At 70.0% G+C, this 16,195-nt stretch carries 11 protein-coding genes; 3 read left to right on the top strand and 8 right to left on the bottom strand.

Going from position 1 to position 16,195, the window contains the following annotated elements; genetic code table 11:
* Window positions 1–4: 4 nt before the first annotated feature.
* The 5 genes from clpB to rluD all read right to left on the bottom strand — a co-directional run bounded on the left by clpB (window position 5) and on the right by rluD (window position 7,957).
* Window positions 5–2,587 (bottom strand): ATP-dependent chaperone ClpB, encoded by a 2,583-nt coding sequence (gene clpB / locus ACIQ6S_RS07555; RefSeq protein WP_397607822.1) that lies wholly within the window; start codon window positions 2,585–2,587, stop codon window positions 5–7.
* A gap of 161 nt (window positions 2,588–2,748) precedes the next feature.
* On the bottom strand, window positions 2,749–3,723 hold the full coding sequence (locus tag ACIQ6S_RS07550; RefSeq protein WP_397607821.1) for a tetratricopeptide repeat protein: 975 nt from the start codon (window positions 3,721–3,723) through the stop codon (window positions 2,749–2,751).
* A gap of 115 nt (window positions 3,724–3,838) precedes the next feature.
* Window positions 3,839–5,947, bottom strand: coding sequence for a S8 family serine peptidase (locus ACIQ6S_RS07545; RefSeq protein ID WP_397607820.1), 2,109 nt, complete (start codon window positions 5,945–5,947; stop codon window positions 3,839–3,841).
* 170 nt (window positions 5,948–6,117) lie between these two features.
* The gene (gene pgeF, locus ACIQ6S_RS07540; protein WP_397607819.1) at window positions 6,118–6,906 is read right to left on the bottom strand and encodes a peptidoglycan editing factor PgeF; all 789 of its coding nucleotides are present in this window, start codon (window positions 6,904–6,906) and stop codon (window positions 6,118–6,120) included.
* 28 nt (window positions 6,907–6,934) lie between these two features.
* Window positions 6,935–7,957: a 23S rRNA pseudouridine(1911/1915/1917) synthase RluD gene (gene rluD / locus ACIQ6S_RS07535; RefSeq protein WP_397607818.1), complete on the bottom strand. Its 1,023-nt coding sequence runs from the start codon at window positions 7,955–7,957 to the stop codon at window positions 6,935–6,937.
* A gap of 84 nt (window positions 7,958–8,041) precedes the next feature.
* Between rluD and ACIQ6S_RS07530 the strand changes: the two genes are divergently transcribed.
* Window positions 8,042–8,881 carry an outer membrane protein assembly factor BamD gene (locus tag ACIQ6S_RS07530; RefSeq protein WP_397607817.1) on the top strand — a complete coding sequence of 280 codons (840 nt, stop codon included), beginning with the start codon at window positions 8,042–8,044 and terminating at the stop codon, window positions 8,879–8,881.
* A 66-nt stretch (window positions 8,882–8,947) separates the two neighbouring features.
* Here ACIQ6S_RS07530 and ACIQ6S_RS07525 read toward each other — a convergent pair whose 3' ends face one another.
* From ACIQ6S_RS07525 to sucC, 3 genes are all read right to left on the bottom strand, one after another.
* Window positions 8,948–10,585, bottom strand: a complete 1,638-nt coding sequence (locus ACIQ6S_RS07525) for an NAD+ synthase (protein WP_397607816.1) — start codon at window positions 10,583–10,585, stop codon at window positions 8,948–8,950.
* Between the two features lie 146 nt (window positions 10,586–10,731).
* Window positions 10,732–11,607: a succinate--CoA ligase subunit alpha gene (gene sucD / locus ACIQ6S_RS07520; RefSeq protein WP_298337644.1), complete on the bottom strand. Its 876-nt coding sequence runs from the start codon at window positions 11,605–11,607 to the stop codon at window positions 10,732–10,734.
* Between the two features lie 22 nt (window positions 11,608–11,629).
* Entirely contained in the window at window positions 11,630–12,790 is a 1,161-nt protein-coding gene (gene sucC / locus ACIQ6S_RS07515) for an ADP-forming succinate--CoA ligase subunit beta (RefSeq protein WP_397607815.1), read from the bottom strand.
* A gap of 169 nt (window positions 12,791–12,959) precedes the next feature.
* Between sucC and ACIQ6S_RS07510 the strand changes: the two genes are divergently transcribed.
* Both ACIQ6S_RS07510 and ACIQ6S_RS07505 read left to right on the top strand, forming a co-directional pair.
* Entirely contained in the window at window positions 12,960–14,594 is a 1,635-nt protein-coding gene (locus ACIQ6S_RS07510) for a sensor histidine kinase (RefSeq protein WP_397607814.1), read from the top strand.
* Window positions 14,591–15,997: a sigma-54-dependent transcriptional regulator gene (locus tag ACIQ6S_RS07505; protein ID WP_397607813.1), complete on the top strand. Its 1,407-nt coding sequence runs from the start codon at window positions 14,591–14,593 to the stop codon at window positions 15,995–15,997. Before ACIQ6S_RS07510 ends, ACIQ6S_RS07505 begins: the two co-directional genes overlap by 4 nt.
* The last annotated feature ends 198 nt before the right edge of the window (window positions 15,998–16,195 follow it).

Genomic DNA, 16,195 nt, shown 5'->3' with positions numbered 1-16,195 from the left:
CGCTTCAGTTTTTCCGGAAGGTGATCGTTCCGCCGTCGCTGCTCACCTGCAGCGCGTCGCCGGCGACGAACTCGCCACCGAGGATCTTCTGCGCCAGCGGGTTCTCGATCTGCTGCTGGATCGCGCGCTTCAGCGGCCGCGCGCCGTAGACCGGATCGAAGCCGACGTTGCCGAGCACGTCCAGCGCCTTGTCGTCGATGCTGAACTTGATCTGCCGCTCGGCGAGACGCTTGGCCAAGTAGGCGGTCTGGATGCGCGCGATCTCGCGGATCTGCTCGCGGCCCAGCGGGTGGAACACCACGATCTCATCGAGGCGGTTGATGAACTCCGGGCGGAAGTGCGACTGCACCACGCCCATCACCTCGGCTTTCATCTGGATGTAGGCGGCATCGCCCTCGCCGCTCAGCTCCTGGATGTGCTGGCTGCCGAGGTTCGACGTCATCACGATCACGGTGTTGCGGAAATCCACCGTGCGACCCTGGCCGTCGGTGAGGCGCCCGTCATCGAGGACCTGCAGCAGCACGTTGAACACGTCCGGATGCGCCTTCTCGACCTCATCGAGCAGGATCACGCTGTACGGGCGGCGACGCACGGCTTCCGTGAGGTAGCCACCCTCTTCGTAGCCCACGTAGCCCGGGGGCGCACCGATCAGGCGGGCCACGGAGTGCTTCTCCATGAACTCGCTCATGTCGATGCGCACCATCGCTTCCTCGGTGTCGAAGAGGAAGCTCGCCAGCGCCTTGCATAGCTCGGTCTTGCCCACGCCGGTGGGGCCGAGGAACAGGAAGCTGCCGTTGGGGCGGTTCGGGTCGGAGAGGCCCGCACGCGAACGGCGGATCGCATCCGACACCGCGCGCACGGCCTCGCGCTGGCCGACCACGCGGGCCGCCAGCACCTCGTCCATCTTCAGCAGTTTCTCGCGTTCGCCTTCCAGCATCTTGCTGACCGGAATGCCGGTCCAACGCGACACCACCTCGGCGATCTCCTCGGCCGTCACCTTGTCCTGCAGCAGGGTGAAGCCCTTGGTCTCGGCGGCCTGCGCATCGGCGAGCTGCTTCTCCAGCTTCGGCAGCGCGCCGTACTGGATCTCCGAGGCGCGCGCGAGGTCCTGCCGGCGGTGCGCGGCTTCGAGCTCCTGCTTCAGGTGCTCGATCTGCTCCTTCACCTTGGTGGTGCCGCTGACGATGGCCTTCTCGGCCTTCCACACCTCTTCGAGGTCGTTGAACTCGCGCTCCAGCTTGGCGATCTCGGCCTCGAGGTCGGCGAGGCGCTGCTTCGATTCGTCGTCCTTTTCCTTTTTCAGCGCTTCGCGCTGGATCTTGAGCTGGATCAGGCGGCGCTCCTTGCGGTCCATCTCCTCGGGCTTGGAGTCGATTTCCATGCGGATGCGCGAGGCCGCCTCGTCCATCAGGTCGATGGCCTTGTCGGGCAGCTGGCGGTCGGCGATGTAGCGATTCGAGAGCGTGGCCGCGGCGACGATGGCCGGGTCGGTGATCTCCACGCCGTGGTGGACCGCATAGCGTTCCTTGAGGCCGCGAAGGATGGCGATGGTGTCCTCCACACTCGGCTCGCCGACGAACACCTTCTGGAATCGGCGCTCGAGCGCAGCGTCCTTCTCGACGTACTTGCGGTACTCGTCCAGCGTGGTGGCACCGATGCAATGCAGTTCGCCGCGCGCGAGCGCGGGCTTCAGCATGTTGCCGGCGTCCATCGAGCCTTCCGCCTTGCCGGCGCCGACCATCGTGTGCAGCTCGTCGATGAACAGGATGACGTTGCCCTCCTGCTTCGCGAGGTCGTTCAGCACGGCCTTGAGGCGCTCTTCGAACTCGCCACGGAACTTCGCGCCGGCAATCAGCGCGCCCATGTCGAGCGAGAGCACACGGCGACCGCGCAGCCCTTCCGGCACTTCCCCGTTGATGATCCGCTGCGCGAGGCCTTCGACGATGGCGGTCTTGCCCACGCCGGGTTCGCCGATCAGCACCGGGTTGTTCTTGGTGCGCCGCTGCAGCACCTGGATGGTGCGGCGGATCTCCTCGTCGCGGCCGATCACCGGGTCGAGCTTGCTGCTCTCGGCGCGGGCCGTGAGGTCGATGCAGTACTTCTCCAGCGCTTGGCGCTGGTCTTCGGCGTTTTCGCTCTGCACTTTCTCGCCCCCGCGCATCTTCTGGATGGCCGCCTCGAGCCGGGCCTTGTCGAAACCCGCCGACTTCAGCAGCTTGCCGGCGTCGCCACCGTCCTCGATGCAGGCGAGCAGGAACAGTTCGCTGGCGATGAAGGCGTCGCCGCGCTGGCTGGCCAGCTTGTCGGTGACGTTGAGCAGGCGCGCCAGTTCGTTGCCGAGGTTCACCTGGCCGGCCTGGCCAGTCACCTTCGGCAGCTTGTCGAGCGCCTCGCCGATCTTCTCGCGCAGCACCACCACGTTGCCGCCGGCCTGCGCCAGCAACGGCCGCGTGCCACCGCCCTGCTGGTCGAGCAAGGCCGAGAGCAAGTGCGCGGGTTCGATCAGGTTGTGGTCGCGAACGAGCGCCAGCGACTGCGCGTCCTGTAGGGCCTGGGCGAAGCGGGAGGTGAGCTTGTCCATCCGCATGGGTCGTCTCCGAAAGGGGCGGCGGCCCACGGAACGGGCCGCGATAGCTTCCAGATGCGGATGATGAAGAGGTGATTCAAGGCCGGCTTGATCCGGCGCAAGCCGGCCACGCCGAATCGTTCAGTCCGGAAGACTGCCTCGGCCCCGGGCGTCGACCTTCCTCAGAGCGCCTCGAGATCCTTCTTCGCTTCGGCGTTGGCGGGATCGAGGCGCAACGCGGTCTGGAACGAAGAGCGCGCGGCGGCCGTGTCGCCCTGCTTGGCCTGGATCTGGCCGAGGCGCCACCACGCGGCCGTGTCCCGCGGATCGTTGTCACCGCGGGTGAGGCCGCCGTCGAGGTAGTGTTTCAGCCCGGCGCTGCCCTCGTCGAGGAACTGGCCGCTGATCGCGGCGAGGCGGCCGAGGTGGTAGTGCGGCGCGGCATGTCGCGGCTGCGCGGCCGCCCACGCACTGTAGAAGGTGTGGGCGTCGGCATAACGCTCGAGCGCGACGAGGCTATTGCCCAACATCACGCGGGTGTCGATGTCGTCGGCGGCCAGCGCCGGCGCCGCAGCCATGGCGGCATCGATGGCACGCATCGCCGCCGCGTTGTCCTCGAAGTGGGCGCGTTGGATGGTCGCTTCCGCAAGATGACCTCGCACCGGGTTGCGCTTCGCGATCTCCACGACCTGTGCCTGCGCCTTTTCCACGCCGCCACCGGGTGCCGCCGGATACAGGTAGTACTGGATCAGCCTGCTGCGGGCGTCGAGCAGGTTGCCGTCGAGGCGCACGGCGGCCTCGTAGGCGTCGCGCAAGGACGGCGCCATGGTCAGCTTGCGCAGCATGTTCACCTCGTTGATGCGCACGCCCAGGCTATTGCCCAGCCAGAACTGCGCCTGCGCATCGTTCGGCGCCAGTTCGACCGCCTGTTCAGCACTTTCGACGGCCTCGTCGGCCTCGCCTTTCTGCAGCTGCGCGCGCGCCAACAGCACCCAGGCGCGGGCGTTGGCCTCGTTGGTCTCGACGAAGGCCTGCGCCTTCGCCAGCGCGCCGGGATCACGGACCTTCAACAGGGACTCGATGTCGGCGGCGTTCGCGAAGGCCGCCGCGGAGAAGCCGGCGAAGCACAGGGCGAGGGCAAGGGGGGCGAGGCGCATCACGACACTCCGGGGGACAAGGGCGGTGAGGTGAGCATCACCTCACGGCCCCGTCGTCGTCGCCCTGCCGTTCGTCATGCCTGCGCCCGTCGTTCAGCCACGGGCCGGGGCGGCCTCAGAACGCGAGGCTCCAGCGGTCGATCAGGCCGGTGTTGCCCGTCACCTGGTCGGTGACGCGCAAGGTCCACGTGCCGTTCGCGGCGCGGCCCGGCGCCTGCAGGCTGATGCGGCCCGCGAGGTTCGGCGTGGCACCGCCAGCGCGGTTGTGCAGCAGCACCACGAGGCCGTCGGGCATCACCAGCTCCACCTTCAGCTCGCCGGAAGCCGGGTGCTTCAGTGCGAAGTTGATCGTGACCGGTGCCGACAGCGTGGCGGCACGGCCGCTCACCGCGATCGCGCTGGTGGCCGTGGCGTTGTCGCGGATGGCGACATCGGTCTCGTTCGCGAAGGTCGCCGGGGTGGTGCTGCCGCCCTGCACGTAGCTGATCTTCAGCGTCATGCCGCTGAAGGCCGCCGTGGCGTTGATCAGCACGTGGTAGGTGCCGGCCACCGGCGTGGCGAAGGCGCACAGGCCCGCGTTGCCGGCAGCGTTGGCTTTGCACGTGGCCTGCGCCGTCGTCGGGGCGGTGCCCTGGCCGACGAAGAGGTCGGCATTGCCGATGCCCCCACTGGTCTCGATGCGCAGGTCGCGCGCGCCGGCCGGCACGTTGAGGCTGGTGCGCATCTGCGTACCGGTGCTGGCCGTCAGGTTCAGGAAGGTCTGGGTGAAGGTGGTGCCCGGCGTCGTCGGGTTCGTCGGCGTCGTGGGGGTCGTCGGCGTGGTCGGGTTGGTGGGCGTCGTCGGCGTCGTGCTCGCGCCGCCCGCCGCCTGCACGGCGGCCTGCGCGCTCAGCAGGCCGGCACCGCAGCCGCTGCAGCCGGCGGCCGCGGCGTAGGTGCTGCGCTTCAGCAGGGCTTCCTGATCGGCCACCGTCAGCGGCGAGAGACGCAGCGCCGTGCGGCGCGCCTGCACCAGGGCAAGCGTCGCACTGACGTAGGGCGCGGCCATCGAGGTGCCGCTGTAGGCGAGGAAGTTCTCCGCACCCGGCACCTGCGTGCCGGCGTTCGCCGTCGAGAGGATCGACACGCCCGGCGCGGCGACATCCACCACCGCGCCGAAGTTCGAGAACGACGCGCGCGCACTGTTCGCGCCCACCGCCGCCACGGTGATGACGCCGGGGCAGTTGGCGGGCGTGTAGGCGCCGGCGTCGCGGGCATCGTTGCCCGCCGCCACCACCACCGGCACGCCGCGCGAGGCCGCGCTGGCGATGGCCGACTGCAGGGCGCTGGTGCAGGTGCCGGGGCCGCCCAACGAGAGGTTCAGCACGTCGGCCGCGTTCGCGGCGGAGAGCGTGGGCACGCCGGCGACGGCGCCGCCCGAGGCCCAGACGATGGCGTCGGCGATGTCCGAGGTGGTGCCGCCGCCGCGGCCCAGCACGCGCACCGGCATCACCTTCGCGCTGAAGGCGAGGCCGGCGATGCCGGCGGCGTTGTTGCCACGTGCCGCGGCGATGCCGGCGACGTGCGTACCGTGCCAGCTCGAATTGCGGCCGTTGGCGAAATCGCCCGGATCGCTGGCGTCCGCATCACGGCCGTTGCCGTCGCCCGCGGTGGTCACGCTGGTGATGAAGTCGTAGCCCGGCACCACATTGGCATCGAGGTCCGTGTGGCGGGCAAAGCCCGTGTCGAGCACGCCGATCACGACGCCACTGCCCGTCGAAAGATCCCACGCGGCTTCAGCACGCAGGCCGGCATCGGCATCGGTCATCGCCCACTGCTCGGCGTAGCGGGTGTCGTTCGGCCGCAGGTTGGCCTGCAGCACGTAGTCGTACTCGACCCGCGCAACGCCCGGCTGGGCCGCGAGTGCGGCGCGCGCAGCCGCGGCTTCGTCGAGGGCCAGCAAGCGCGTGGCCCGCAGCACATCGCCACCCACGGAAAGCCGGCGCTGGTAGCCGAGGCCGGCCGAAGGGCCCCGCTTGGCCATCAGGCCGGAGCGCGCCACCTGGCGGCTGGCGTCGGAGAGGCGCCGCGCCGCGATGTTCGCGTTGGCGGCCTCCGCCGTGCCGGGCGCGTACGTGACGATGAAGCCGGCGATCTCCGGCGTCGGCGTGGTCGACTGCGCGGAAACTCCCGCCGCGGAGAACAGCGCAGCAAGGGCGAGAGCGACAGGACGGACGACGGGCATGGCAGGACTCCGGTTCGGATGCCGCGCAGGCTGCGCCTTCAGCCGCCGCGCGAAAGCCACGCGCTGTCAACTGCGGCGCCACGTCTCAGTTCGCAGGTCGCGGCGCGCCCGCCATCACGCTTTTTCTGCGATGGCGCGCACGGGCCGTGTGCGCCGCAGCATGCGTTCGCTCAGGAAGCGCGCCAGAGAAGGCTGGCCATGCGGCCAGTGCGCGCATCGCGGCGATGCGAGAAAAACGCCTGCGGCTCGCCGATCGTGCAGCGTCCGCCGCCGTGCACGCGCGCGACGCCGATCGCCGCGAGACGACGCCGCGCGAGCGCATAAAGATCCACGCGCCAATGTCCGGGGCGCGTTGCGGTGAACGCGGCGGCCGCGCCGGCATCGCCATCGACGAAGGCGGCGCGCACCTCTTCGCCGATCTCGTAGTTCGCAGGCCCGGCGGCGGGGCCAAGCCACGCCATGACGCGCTCGCCCGGAACGCGCATCGCGTCGACCGTGGCTTCGACGACGCCGGCCGAGAGGCCACGCCATCCCGCATGCGCGGCACCGAGCACCGCGCCGTCATCGGAACACAGCAGCACCGGGAGGCAATCGGCATGCAGCACCGCCAGCACCACGACGGCGCACCGCGTCACCGCGGCGTCGGCCTCGGGTTCATCACCGTCCGATGGCAACGACGTGCCACTGACCGCGCCCGTGTCGGCATCGAACACCGCCGTGCCGTGCACCTGACGCAACCAGCGCGGCGCGGAAGGCAGTTCAAGCGCCTCACGCAGGGCCACGCGGTTTGCGAGCACGTGCCCCCCCGCGTCACCGTCGGCGCTGCGATGGCCACCGAGGTTCAAGGTGTCGAACGGCGGCGGCGAAGCGCCCAAGCCGAGGCGCTGCGTCGAGCCACCGCGCACGCCGGGCGGCGCCGGCCAGTCGGCCCACTCGAAGAACGGCAGCGCGACGTCCATCAGCGCCGCGCGATGCCGATCGTCGCCATCACTTGATGCCCTTGGCCGCCGCTTCCGCGGTGTCCTCGCGCAACTGCGCCAGCAGGGCAAGCATGTCGTCGGGCATGCCGGCCTCGAAGCGCAGCGTCTCGCCGCTGGCCGGGTGCACGAAAGCCAGCGATTCGGCATGCAGGGCTTGTCGCTTGAAGCCGCGCAGGCCCTCCACCAGCGCCTCCGTCGCGCCCTTCGGCAGGCGCAGGTTGCCGCCGTAAAGCGGGTCGCCGACCAGCGGATGGCGCACGTGCGCCATGTGGACGCGGATCTGGTGGGTGCGGCCCGTCTCGAGCCGGCATTCCACCAGCGTGTGGCTGCGGAAGCGTTCGCGCACGCGGTAGTGGGTGACGGCCTCGCGGCCGCTCTCATTCACCGCCTGGCGGATGCGGTCGGTCGGGTGGCGGCCGATGGGCGCGTCCACCGTGCCGCCCGCCACCATCGCGCCACAGGCCACCGCGAGGTACTGGCGGTGCACCTCGCGGCTGGAAAGCTGCTCCACCAGCGCGGTATGCGCGCGCAGGCTGCGGGCGACCACCATCAGGCCCGAGGTGTCCTTGTCGAGCCGGTGCACGATGCCCGCGCGCGGCAGCTCGGCCAGCTTCGGGTCGAAGTGCAGCAGCGCATTCACCAGGGTGCCGCGCGGATTGCCGGCACCGGGGTGCACCACGAGGCCGGCCGGCTTGTTCAGCACGATCACGTCCTCGTCGGCGTGGCGGAGATCGAGGGCGATGGCCTCGGGCTCGGCCGTCGTCTCGATCGAGAGCGTCACCCACACGGTGACGGTCTCGCCGCCGCGCAGGGCCTGCTTGGGCTTGGCTTCCGCGCCGTCCAGCAGGGCCTCGCCTGTCTTGATCCAGCTGGTCAGGCGGGAGCGCGAGAAGTCGGGGAAGAGGTCGGCCAGGACCTGGTCGAAGCGGCGGCCGGCGTGCTCCAGCGGCACCACGGCCTCGAGCAGTTCACGCTCGTCCTCGGCACGCGCATCGTCGGTGTCCGGGCGGCCGGAATGGGGAAGGGTCATGGGCGGGACGGCTCGGCGGCGATTCAGGGGATTCCGCTATTATCGACCGTCCTGAACCCCGCTGGTGCCCGTTCCGTGCCGTCCATGCCGTCCACGCGCGTCCTGACCCGCCTCGCCCTCCTTTCGCTGCTGGCTCTGGGCACCACCGGCTGCCAGACCATGAAGGGCTGGTTCGGCGGTGGAGAACCGGACACCGAGACCCTCCCGGTCGAGGCCCTCTACGCCGAAGCCCGCGAATCGCGCGAGAGCGGCAACTACTCGCGCGCTGAGGTCTACCTGACGCGCCTTACCGGCCGCTTCCCGTTCGGCCCCTACACCGAGCAGGCCCAGCTGGACCTCGCCTACGCCCAGTACAAGCAGGGCAAGCACGAGGACGCCACGTCGACCCTCGACCGCTTCATCCGCACCTACCCGACCCACCCGGCCATCGACTACGCGTTCTACCTGCGCGCGCTGAACGGCTTCGACCGCGAGAGCTTCTTCCTGCAGCGCGTGGCCCGCGCCGACATGTCGGCCCGCGACCTCACCCGCGTGCAGTCCAGCTTCGAGGCCTTCGCCGAGCTGCTTCGCCGCTACCCGAGCAGCCGCTACGCCGCCGATTCGCGGCAGCGCATGGTCTACCTGAAGAACTTCCTGGCCCGCCACGAAGCGACCACCGGCCTCTACTACCACCGCCGCGGCGCCTACGTGTCAGCCATCAACCGCGCGAAGTTCCTGCTGGAAACCTACCCGCAGAGCGAGTTCGAGGCCGACGGCATCGCCCTGCTGGCTTCCAGCCATGCCGCGCTCGGCCAGGACGACCTCGCCGCCGACGCCCGCCGCGTGCTGGAAAAGAACTACCCCGAGCACCCCTACCTCAGCGGCAACTGGCCGGAGCGCGGTGGCCTCTGGGGCCAGCTGAACCCGTTCGGCGCCGGCCGCTAACGGCCCCACCCCGGCCCAATCGGCACCCACGAAGACCGCCTCCGGGCGGTCTTCGCGTTTCCGGCCTCAGCTTCGCCAGCCGTTGGTGATCGGGTAGCGCCGCTCGCGGCCGAAGGCCCGGCGCGACAGCTTCGGCCCCGGCGCGGCCTGGCGGCGCTTCCACTCGCTGATGCGGACCAGGCGCAGCACCTGGTCGACCGATTCGATCGGAAAGCCCCAGGCCAGCAAGGCCTCACGGCCCTCGCGGCCTTCAATGTGCGCTTCGAGGATGGCGTCGAGCAGCGCGTAGGGCGGCAGCGAATCCTGGTCGGTCTGGTTCTCGCGCAGCTCGGCCGACGGCGGGCGCGTGATGACTTCGTCCGGGATCGCCGGTGGCGCGCCGGCCGGCTGCCGCGCGTTGCGCCAGCGCGCCAGCGCGAACACCTCCATCTTGTAGAGGTCCTTGATCGGCGCGTAGCCGCCGCACATGTCGCCGTAGATCGTCGCGTAGCCGACCGCGTACTCGCTCTTGTTGCCGGTGGTCAGCAGCAGGCCACCCTTCTTGTTGGCCAGCGCCATCATCAGCGCGCCGCGGCAGCGCGACTGCAGGTTCTCCTCCGTCACGTCCGGCGCGAGGCCCTCGAACAGCGGGCCAAGCGCCTGCAGGAAGCCATCGAACGGCGCTTCGATCGCAACGGTCTCCAGCCGCACGCCGAGCGCCGCCGCCTGCTCGGCGGCGAGGTCGTTCGACAGGTCCGAGGTGTAGCGCGAGGGCAGTCGCACGGCGGTGATGTTCGCAGCGCCCAGCGCATCCACCGCCATCGCCAGCACGAGGCCGGAATCGATGCCGCCGGAGAGCCCCAGCCACGCGGTCTTGAAGCCGTTCTTGCCGCAATAATCGCGCAAGCCCCGCACGGCGGCGCGGTAGGCGAGCGACTCGCGCGATTCGTCGTCTTCCGCCGGCCAGCGCACCGGGGTGAAGCGCCCGCTCGCCGCGTCGAAATCGGCGACCAACCACTGATCCTCGAAGGCGCGTGCGGCCGGATGCAGGCGGCCGTCGGCATCGGCCAGCACGGACGCGCCGTCGAACACCAGTTCGTCCTGCCCGCCGACGAGGTTGAGGTAAGCAATCGCCGTGCGGGCCTCGGCGGTGCGAGTGGCCAACAGGGCGTCGCGGTCGGCGAGCTTGTCGCGCTCGAAGGGCGAAGCGTTCGACACCACCACGAGTTGCGCGCCGGCAGCCACCGTCGCGGCGATCGGTTCCGGGTGCCAGAGGTCTTCGCAGACGATCACGCCCACCGGCACGCCGGCCACCTCGACCACGCAGTCCTCGTGGCCCGGCGCGAAGTGCCGGCGCTCGTCGAACACCGCGTAGTTCGGCAGCTTGCGCTTGCGGTACGTGGCTTCGACGCGCCCGTCGCGCAGCACGCTGGCCGCGTTGAACACCACGCCGCCCACGGCCTCGGGCCAGCCGACGATCGCGGTGATGCCGCCGGTGCAGGCCTCGGCCACCCGCTGCAGCTGTGCCGCGCACTCGGCCAGGAATCCGGGCCGCTCCAGCAGGTCTTCCGGCGGATAGCCCGAGAGCGTGAGCTCGGGGAACACCACGAGGTCGGCGCGATGCGTGTCGCGCGCTTGCGCGATCCACGCGATCACGCGGTCGGCGTTGGCGGCGACGGCGCCGACAGGGCAGTCGAACTGGGCGAGGGCGAGGCGCAGCGTCATCGAGGGGCGTCGGGCATCCGGGGGCGATAGTGTCGCGCGTCGCCGCGGTGGAAGTCGCGTGCCGCAGGCAGGCCCGAAAACACGAAGGCCGCCCCTGCGGGCGGCCTTCGGTACTCACGAACCCCGGCGCTTCTGCGCCGCGGCCCTTACTTCTTCAGCAGCTTGGCGATGGCCGCACCGAGGTCGCCCGGCGACTTCACGGTGACGACGCCAGCCTTTTCCAGCGCAGCGAACTTGCCTTCCGCCGTGCCCTGACCGCCCGAGGCGATGGCGCCGGCGTGGCCCATGCGCTTGCCCGGAGGGGCCGACGAGCCGGCGATGAAGCCGACGACCGGCTTGGTCACGTACTCGCTGATGAACTCAGCGGCTTCTTCTTCGGCCGAACCACCGATCTCGCCGACCATGATGATGCCTTCGGTCTGCGGATCGTCTTGGAACAGCTGCAGCGCGTCGATGAAGTTGGTGCCGTTGATCGGGTCGCCGCCGATGCCGATGCAGGTCGACTGGCCGAGGCCAGCGTCGGTGGTCTGCTTCACGGCTTCATAGGTCAGCGTGCCCGAGCGCGACACGATGCCGATCTTGCCCGGCATGTGGATGTGGCCCGGCATGATGCCGATCTTGCACTCGCCGGGCGTGATCACGCCGGGGCAGTTCGGGCCGATCAGCACGACGTCGTCGCACTGCGCCAGCACGTGCTTCACGCGCAGCATGTCGAGCACCGGAATGCCTTCGGTGATGCAGACGATCAGGCGGATGCCGGCGGCGGCCGCTTCGAGGATGGCGTCGGCCGCGAACGGCGGCGGCACGTAGATGACCGAGGCGTCGGCGCCGGTCTCATCGACCGCGTCCTGCACCGTGTTGAAAACCGGCAGGCCGATGTGGGTGGTGCCGCCCTTGCCGGGCGTCACGCCACCGACAACCTTGGTGCCGTAGTCGAGCATCTGCTCGGCGTGGAAGGTGCCCTGCTGGCCGGTGAAGCCCTGCACGATCACCTTGGTGTTCTTGTTGACGAGAACGCTCATGTTCGATTCCTTGGTGTCGTGATCAGGCAGCGGCGGCGACGGCTTTCTTCGCGCCGTCGTTGATGTCGTCAGCGGGCTGGATGGCCAGGCCGGAGTTCGCCAGCAGTTCCTTGCCCTTCTCGACGTTGGTGCCTTCAAGACGCACGATCACCGGCACCTTGACGTCCACTTCCTTGACCGCGGCGATGATGCCTTCCGCGATCATGTCGCAGCGGACGATGCCGCCGAAGATGTTGACGAAGATCGCCTTGACCTTGTCCGAGCTCAAGATGAGCTTGAAGGCTTCGGTCACGCGCTCCTTGGTGGCGCCGCCGCCGACGTCGAGGAAGTTGGCCGGCGAACCGCCGTTCAACTGGATGACGTCCATCGTGGCCATGGCGAGGCCCGCACCATTGACGAGGCAGCCGATGTTGCCGTCCATCGTCACGTAGTTGAGGTTGTACTTGACGGCCAGCACTTCGGCTTCGTCTTCCTGCGCGATGTCGCGCATGGCCGTGGTCTTCGGCTGGCGGAAGTCGGCGTTGTCGTCCGAGTTCACCTTGCCGTCGAGCGCGATCAGGTCGCCGTTCGTGTTGATGGCGAGCGGGTTCAACTCAATGATCGACAAGTCGTACTTGTTGAACAGGGTGAACAGGCCCAGCATGATCTTGGTGAGCTGGCCGCACTGCTTGGCGTTCAAACCCATCGCGAAGCCGACCTGGCGGCACTGGTAGGGCTGCAGGCCTTCCACGAAGTTCACGTGCACCGAGTGGATCAGTTCCGGCGTTTCGGCCGCGACCTTCTCGATTTCCACGCCGCCTTCAGCGGAGCAGATGAAGGTGATCGACTGCGTCGCGCGATCGACCAGAGCCGAGATGTACAGCTCTTTCGCGATGTCCGAAGCCTCGGTCACCAGCACCACGTCGATCGGCAGCGCGCGGCCACCCGACTGGTAGGTTTCCATCTTGCGGCCCAGCAGGCCGGCGGCCGCTTCCTTCACGGCATCGAGGCTCTTGCAGAGCTTCACGCCACCGGCCTTGCCGCGGCCACCCGCGTGGATCTGCGCCTTCACCACCCAGAAGTCGCCTCCGAGCGCCTTGGCGGCCTCGACGGCTTCATCAGCGGTGCGGGCGATCTTGCCGGCGGGAACGGGGATGCCGACCTCGGCGAACAGCTCTTTGGCCTGGTACTCGTGGAAATTCATGGGACACCTGGGTCTGGGGCGGCGGGAGCGCCGCGGGGCTGGGCCATCGGGGTGGCGATTCGGGATGCGCCCGCCGACGGGGCGCGTATTGTCGTCGCTCGGGGCGGGGAAGGCAAAACGCGGCGCCCGCACCGGCCCGCCGGCCACGAGGGCCGGCTACAGTGCGCCCATGCCCTTCGTACGCTCGACCAGCGAACTGCCCCAAGGCGGCGTGCAGCAGCGCGAGCTGTTCGGTTTCGCCCTGTACCGCGTGCTGGAAGCCGTCCTGCTGGCCACGCTGGCCTGGACCCCCGGGCACCTCGGCCTGCTGAGCGCCGTCGACGGCCCGCTGCTGCGCGGTGCCGCCACGCTCTACCTGCTGCTCTCGCTGGGCCTGCTCTGGGCCAGCCGCCGCGAGGGCGCGAACCTGCCCATCCAGGGCGGCTGGGGCCTGGCCCTCGACATCATCATCGCCGCGACGGCGCTCTCGGCCCAGCAAGGGCTGGACGCCGCCATCGGCCTGATGCTGCTGTTCAACATCACCATCGGCAGCCTGATCGTCGGGATGCGGCTGGCCCTCGCGCTGGCCCTGCTGGCCGCGGGCGCCGTGTTCGGCGAGTTCGCCATCAGCACCTTGGCCGCCCGCGACGACCGCCCGCTGGTGGAGCCAGCGATGTTCGCCGTCTGCTACCTCGCCGGCGCGGCCTTCTCGCAGTTCCTGCGCCGCGAACTCGCCCGCACCGAAGCGCTGGCCGACGAGCGCGGCAGCGAAGTGGCCCAGCTGGCGGAATTGAACGAACTGGTCATCCGCCGCATGCGCACCGGCGTGCTGGTGGTGGACGGCCAGCACCGCATCCGGCTGTTCAACGAGGCCGCCTGGGCCCTGCTCGGGGCGAAGGGCGAGGCGCAGCGCCTCGCCGACCTGCATCCGCCACTCGACGCCCTGCTGCGGCGCTGGCGCAGCACCGGCGAGGTGCAGCCGCGCAGCCTGCGGGTGGGCGAGGACGGCCCCGAGCTGCTGCCGCGCTTCGCCGCAACGGGCGTCCGTGACGAGTTGTATCTCTGCTTCCTCGACGACGCGCGCCACTACAGCGGCCGCGCCGAGGAGCTCACCCTGGCCACGCTGGGCCGCCTCGGCGCCAGCATCGCCCACGAGATCCGCAACCCGCTCTCAGCCATCCTCCACGCCGCGCAGCTGCTCGACGAATCGCCCGGCATGCCCGAGGCCGACCGCCGGCTGCTGGAGATCATCCAGGGCCAATGCCAGCGCATGGACGGCATCGTCGACAGCATCCTCGGCCTCGCCCGCCGCGAGAGCGCGCAGGCCGAAGTGGTGGACCTGCCCCGGCTGCTGCAGCGCTTCGTCGACGAGTACCGCACCATGCACCCGCTCGGCGCCGACGAGCTGAACGAGCGCAGCAGCGGGCCCTTGAGCGTGATGGTCGACCCGCGCCACCTGCAGCAGGTGCTCACGGTGCTGGTCGACAACGCCCGCGCCTACGGCCGCCTCCCCGGCCAACCGGCCCGCGTTCTGCTGCGCGCCCAGCCGGCGAGCGGCGAGGGCGTCGAACCCGGCGCCGTCGATCTCGACGTGGTGGACCATGGCCCCGGCATCCCGCCGGCCGTCGCCGCGCGCCTGTTCGAGCCCTTCTATACGACCAGCGAACACGGCACTGGGCTTGGCCTGTACATCGCCCGCCAGCTCTGCGAGGCCAACCAGGGCGGCCTGCGCTTCGTGGCCGTGCCCGGCGGCGGCGCCTGTTTCCGCATCCGGCTGCCGGGCCGTTACGCTAGCGAACGGCCAGGACGCCCCGGGACCCCATGATTTCGCGCAGCGCCCTCATCGTCGACGACGAACGCGACATCCGCGAGCTGGTGGCGCTCACCCTCGGGCGCATGGGGCTGCGCGTGGAAACCGCCGGCGACCTCGCGCAGGCGCGCGCCCAGCTGCAGGCGCACGATTTCGACTTCTGCCTCACCGACATGCGCCTGCCCGACGGCAACGGCACGCAGCTGGTCGAGCTGATCGCCGCGAAGCACCCGAACACGCCGGTGGCGATGATGACGGCCTACGGCAATGTCGAAGCCGCCGTCGCCGCGCTGAAGGCCGGCGCCTTCGATTTCGTCACCAAGCCCGTCGACCTGACCGTGCTGCGCCAGCTCGTCACCCACGCGCTGAACCTCGGCGTGCAGCGCCGCGCCGCCGCGCAGGCACACACCCCGCGCCTGATCGGCGATTCGCCGGCCATGCGCCAGCTGCGCGAGACCGCCGCCAAGGTGGCGCGCAGCCAAGCCCCGGTCTTCATCTGCGGCGAATCCGGCACCGGCAAGGAGCTGGTGGCTCGTCTTGTTCACGCCCAAAGTGGACGGAAGGACGGCCCCTTCGTGCCGGTGAACTGCGGCGCCATCCCGGCCGAATTGATGGAAAGCGAGCTGTTCGGCCACCGCAAGGGCAGCTTCACCGGCGCCCACGCCGACAAGGACGGCCTGTTCCAGGCCGCGCAGGGCGGCACCCTGTTCCTCGACGAGATCGCAGAGCTGCCCCTGCACATGCAGGTGAAGCTGCTGCGCGTCATCCAGGAGAAGGCCGTGCGCCCGGTCGGCGCGCCGGCCGAGGTGCCGGTGGACGTGCGCATCCTTTCGGCCACCCACAAAGATCTGGCGAAACTCGTCGACGACGGCCGCTTCCGCCACGACCTGTTCTACCGAATCAACGTGATCGGCCTGCCCGTGCCGCCGCTGCGCGAGCGCCGCGAGGACATCCCGGCCATCGCCGAGGCGGTGCTGGCCCGCATCGCGCAGGAGCAGGGCCTCGCCCTCGGCTTGGCCGACGACGCCCGCGCCGCGCTGGCCGCCTACCCCTTCCCCGGCAACGTGCGGGAACTCGAGAACGTGCTGGAGCGCGCCGTGGCCTTGGCCGACGGCCCGAGCCTGCGCGCTGCCGATCTCGGCCTGCCGGTGGCCGGCACCCCGGGAGGCATCCCGAACGGTCACGCCACCGAGGCCGAAGGCCCGGAAGCTGCCGACGCCCCCCTCCCCGCCACCGCCGCGGCCCTGGCCCGCGCCCGTGCGGAAGGCGCCTTGCCCGACGCGCTGGCCCAGATCGAGCGCGAGGCCCTGATCGCCGCACTGGACGCGCACCGCTGGCACCGCACCAAGACCGCCGAAGCCTTGGGCATCACCTTTCGGGCCCTGCGCTACAAGCTGAAGAAGTACGGGATCGAGTAGCGAGCGTGAAGGCCATCACCCAGTGACGCGGCCGGTCGCGTCACTTTGTGACCCTCCCCGTCCGGACGATGGCACAAGACCGCACCCACGGCCCACGTTTTGCAACGCGTCACAGAATCCGGGGTTCCGCCCTTGGCACGGATGGTGCATTGTTCGCCCCGTGCCGGCGTCGGCACCGACGGGTGCCACCACGGCTCC

The organism is Silanimonas sp. (assembly GCF_044377035.1).
Taxonomy (GTDB): Bacteria; Pseudomonadota; Gammaproteobacteria; order Xanthomonadales; family Xanthomonadaceae; genus Silanimonas.
This window is presented reverse-complemented; position numbering and strand designations above follow the sequence as displayed.

What these genes read in the sequence shown, in the direction of transcription:
- clpB (WP_397607822.1), bottom strand. Translation starts at nt 2,587, where the DNA reads ATGCGGATGGACAAGCTCACCTCCCGCTTCGCCCAGGCCCTACAGGAC.
- ACIQ6S_RS07550 (WP_397607821.1), bottom strand. Translation starts at nt 3,723, where the DNA reads ATGCGCCTCGCCCCCCTTGCCCTCGCCCTGTGCTTCGCCGGCTTCTCC.
- ACIQ6S_RS07545 (WP_397607820.1), bottom strand. Translation starts at nt 5,947, where the DNA reads ATGCCCGTCGTCCGTCCTGTCGCTCTCGCCCTTGCTGCGCTGTTCTCC.
- pgeF (WP_397607819.1), bottom strand. Translation starts at nt 6,906, where the DNA reads ATGGACGTCGCGCTGCCGTTCTTCGAGTGGGCCGACTGGCCGGCGCCG.
- rluD (WP_397607818.1), bottom strand. Translation starts at nt 7,957, where the DNA reads ATGACCCTTCCCCATTCCGGCCGCCCGGACACCGACGATGCGCGTGCC.
- ACIQ6S_RS07530 (WP_397607817.1), top strand. Translation starts at nt 8,042, where the DNA reads ATGCCGTCCACGCGCGTCCTGACCCGCCTCGCCCTCCTTTCGCTGCTG.
- ACIQ6S_RS07525 (WP_397607816.1), bottom strand. Translation starts at nt 10,585, where the DNA reads ATGACGCTGCGCCTCGCCCTCGCCCAGTTCGACTGCCCTGTCGGCGCC.
- sucD (WP_298337644.1), bottom strand. Translation starts at nt 11,607, where the DNA reads ATGAGCGTTCTCGTCAACAAGAACACCAAGGTGATCGTGCAGGGCTTC.
- sucC (WP_397607815.1), bottom strand. Translation starts at nt 12,790, where the DNA reads ATGAATTTCCACGAGTACCAGGCCAAAGAGCTGTTCGCCGAGGTCGGC.
- ACIQ6S_RS07510 (WP_397607814.1), top strand. Translation starts at nt 12,960, where the DNA reads ATGCCCTTCGTACGCTCGACCAGCGAACTGCCCCAAGGCGGCGTGCAG.
- ACIQ6S_RS07505 (WP_397607813.1), top strand. Translation starts at nt 14,591, where the DNA reads ATGATTTCGCGCAGCGCCCTCATCGTCGACGACGAACGCGACATCCGC.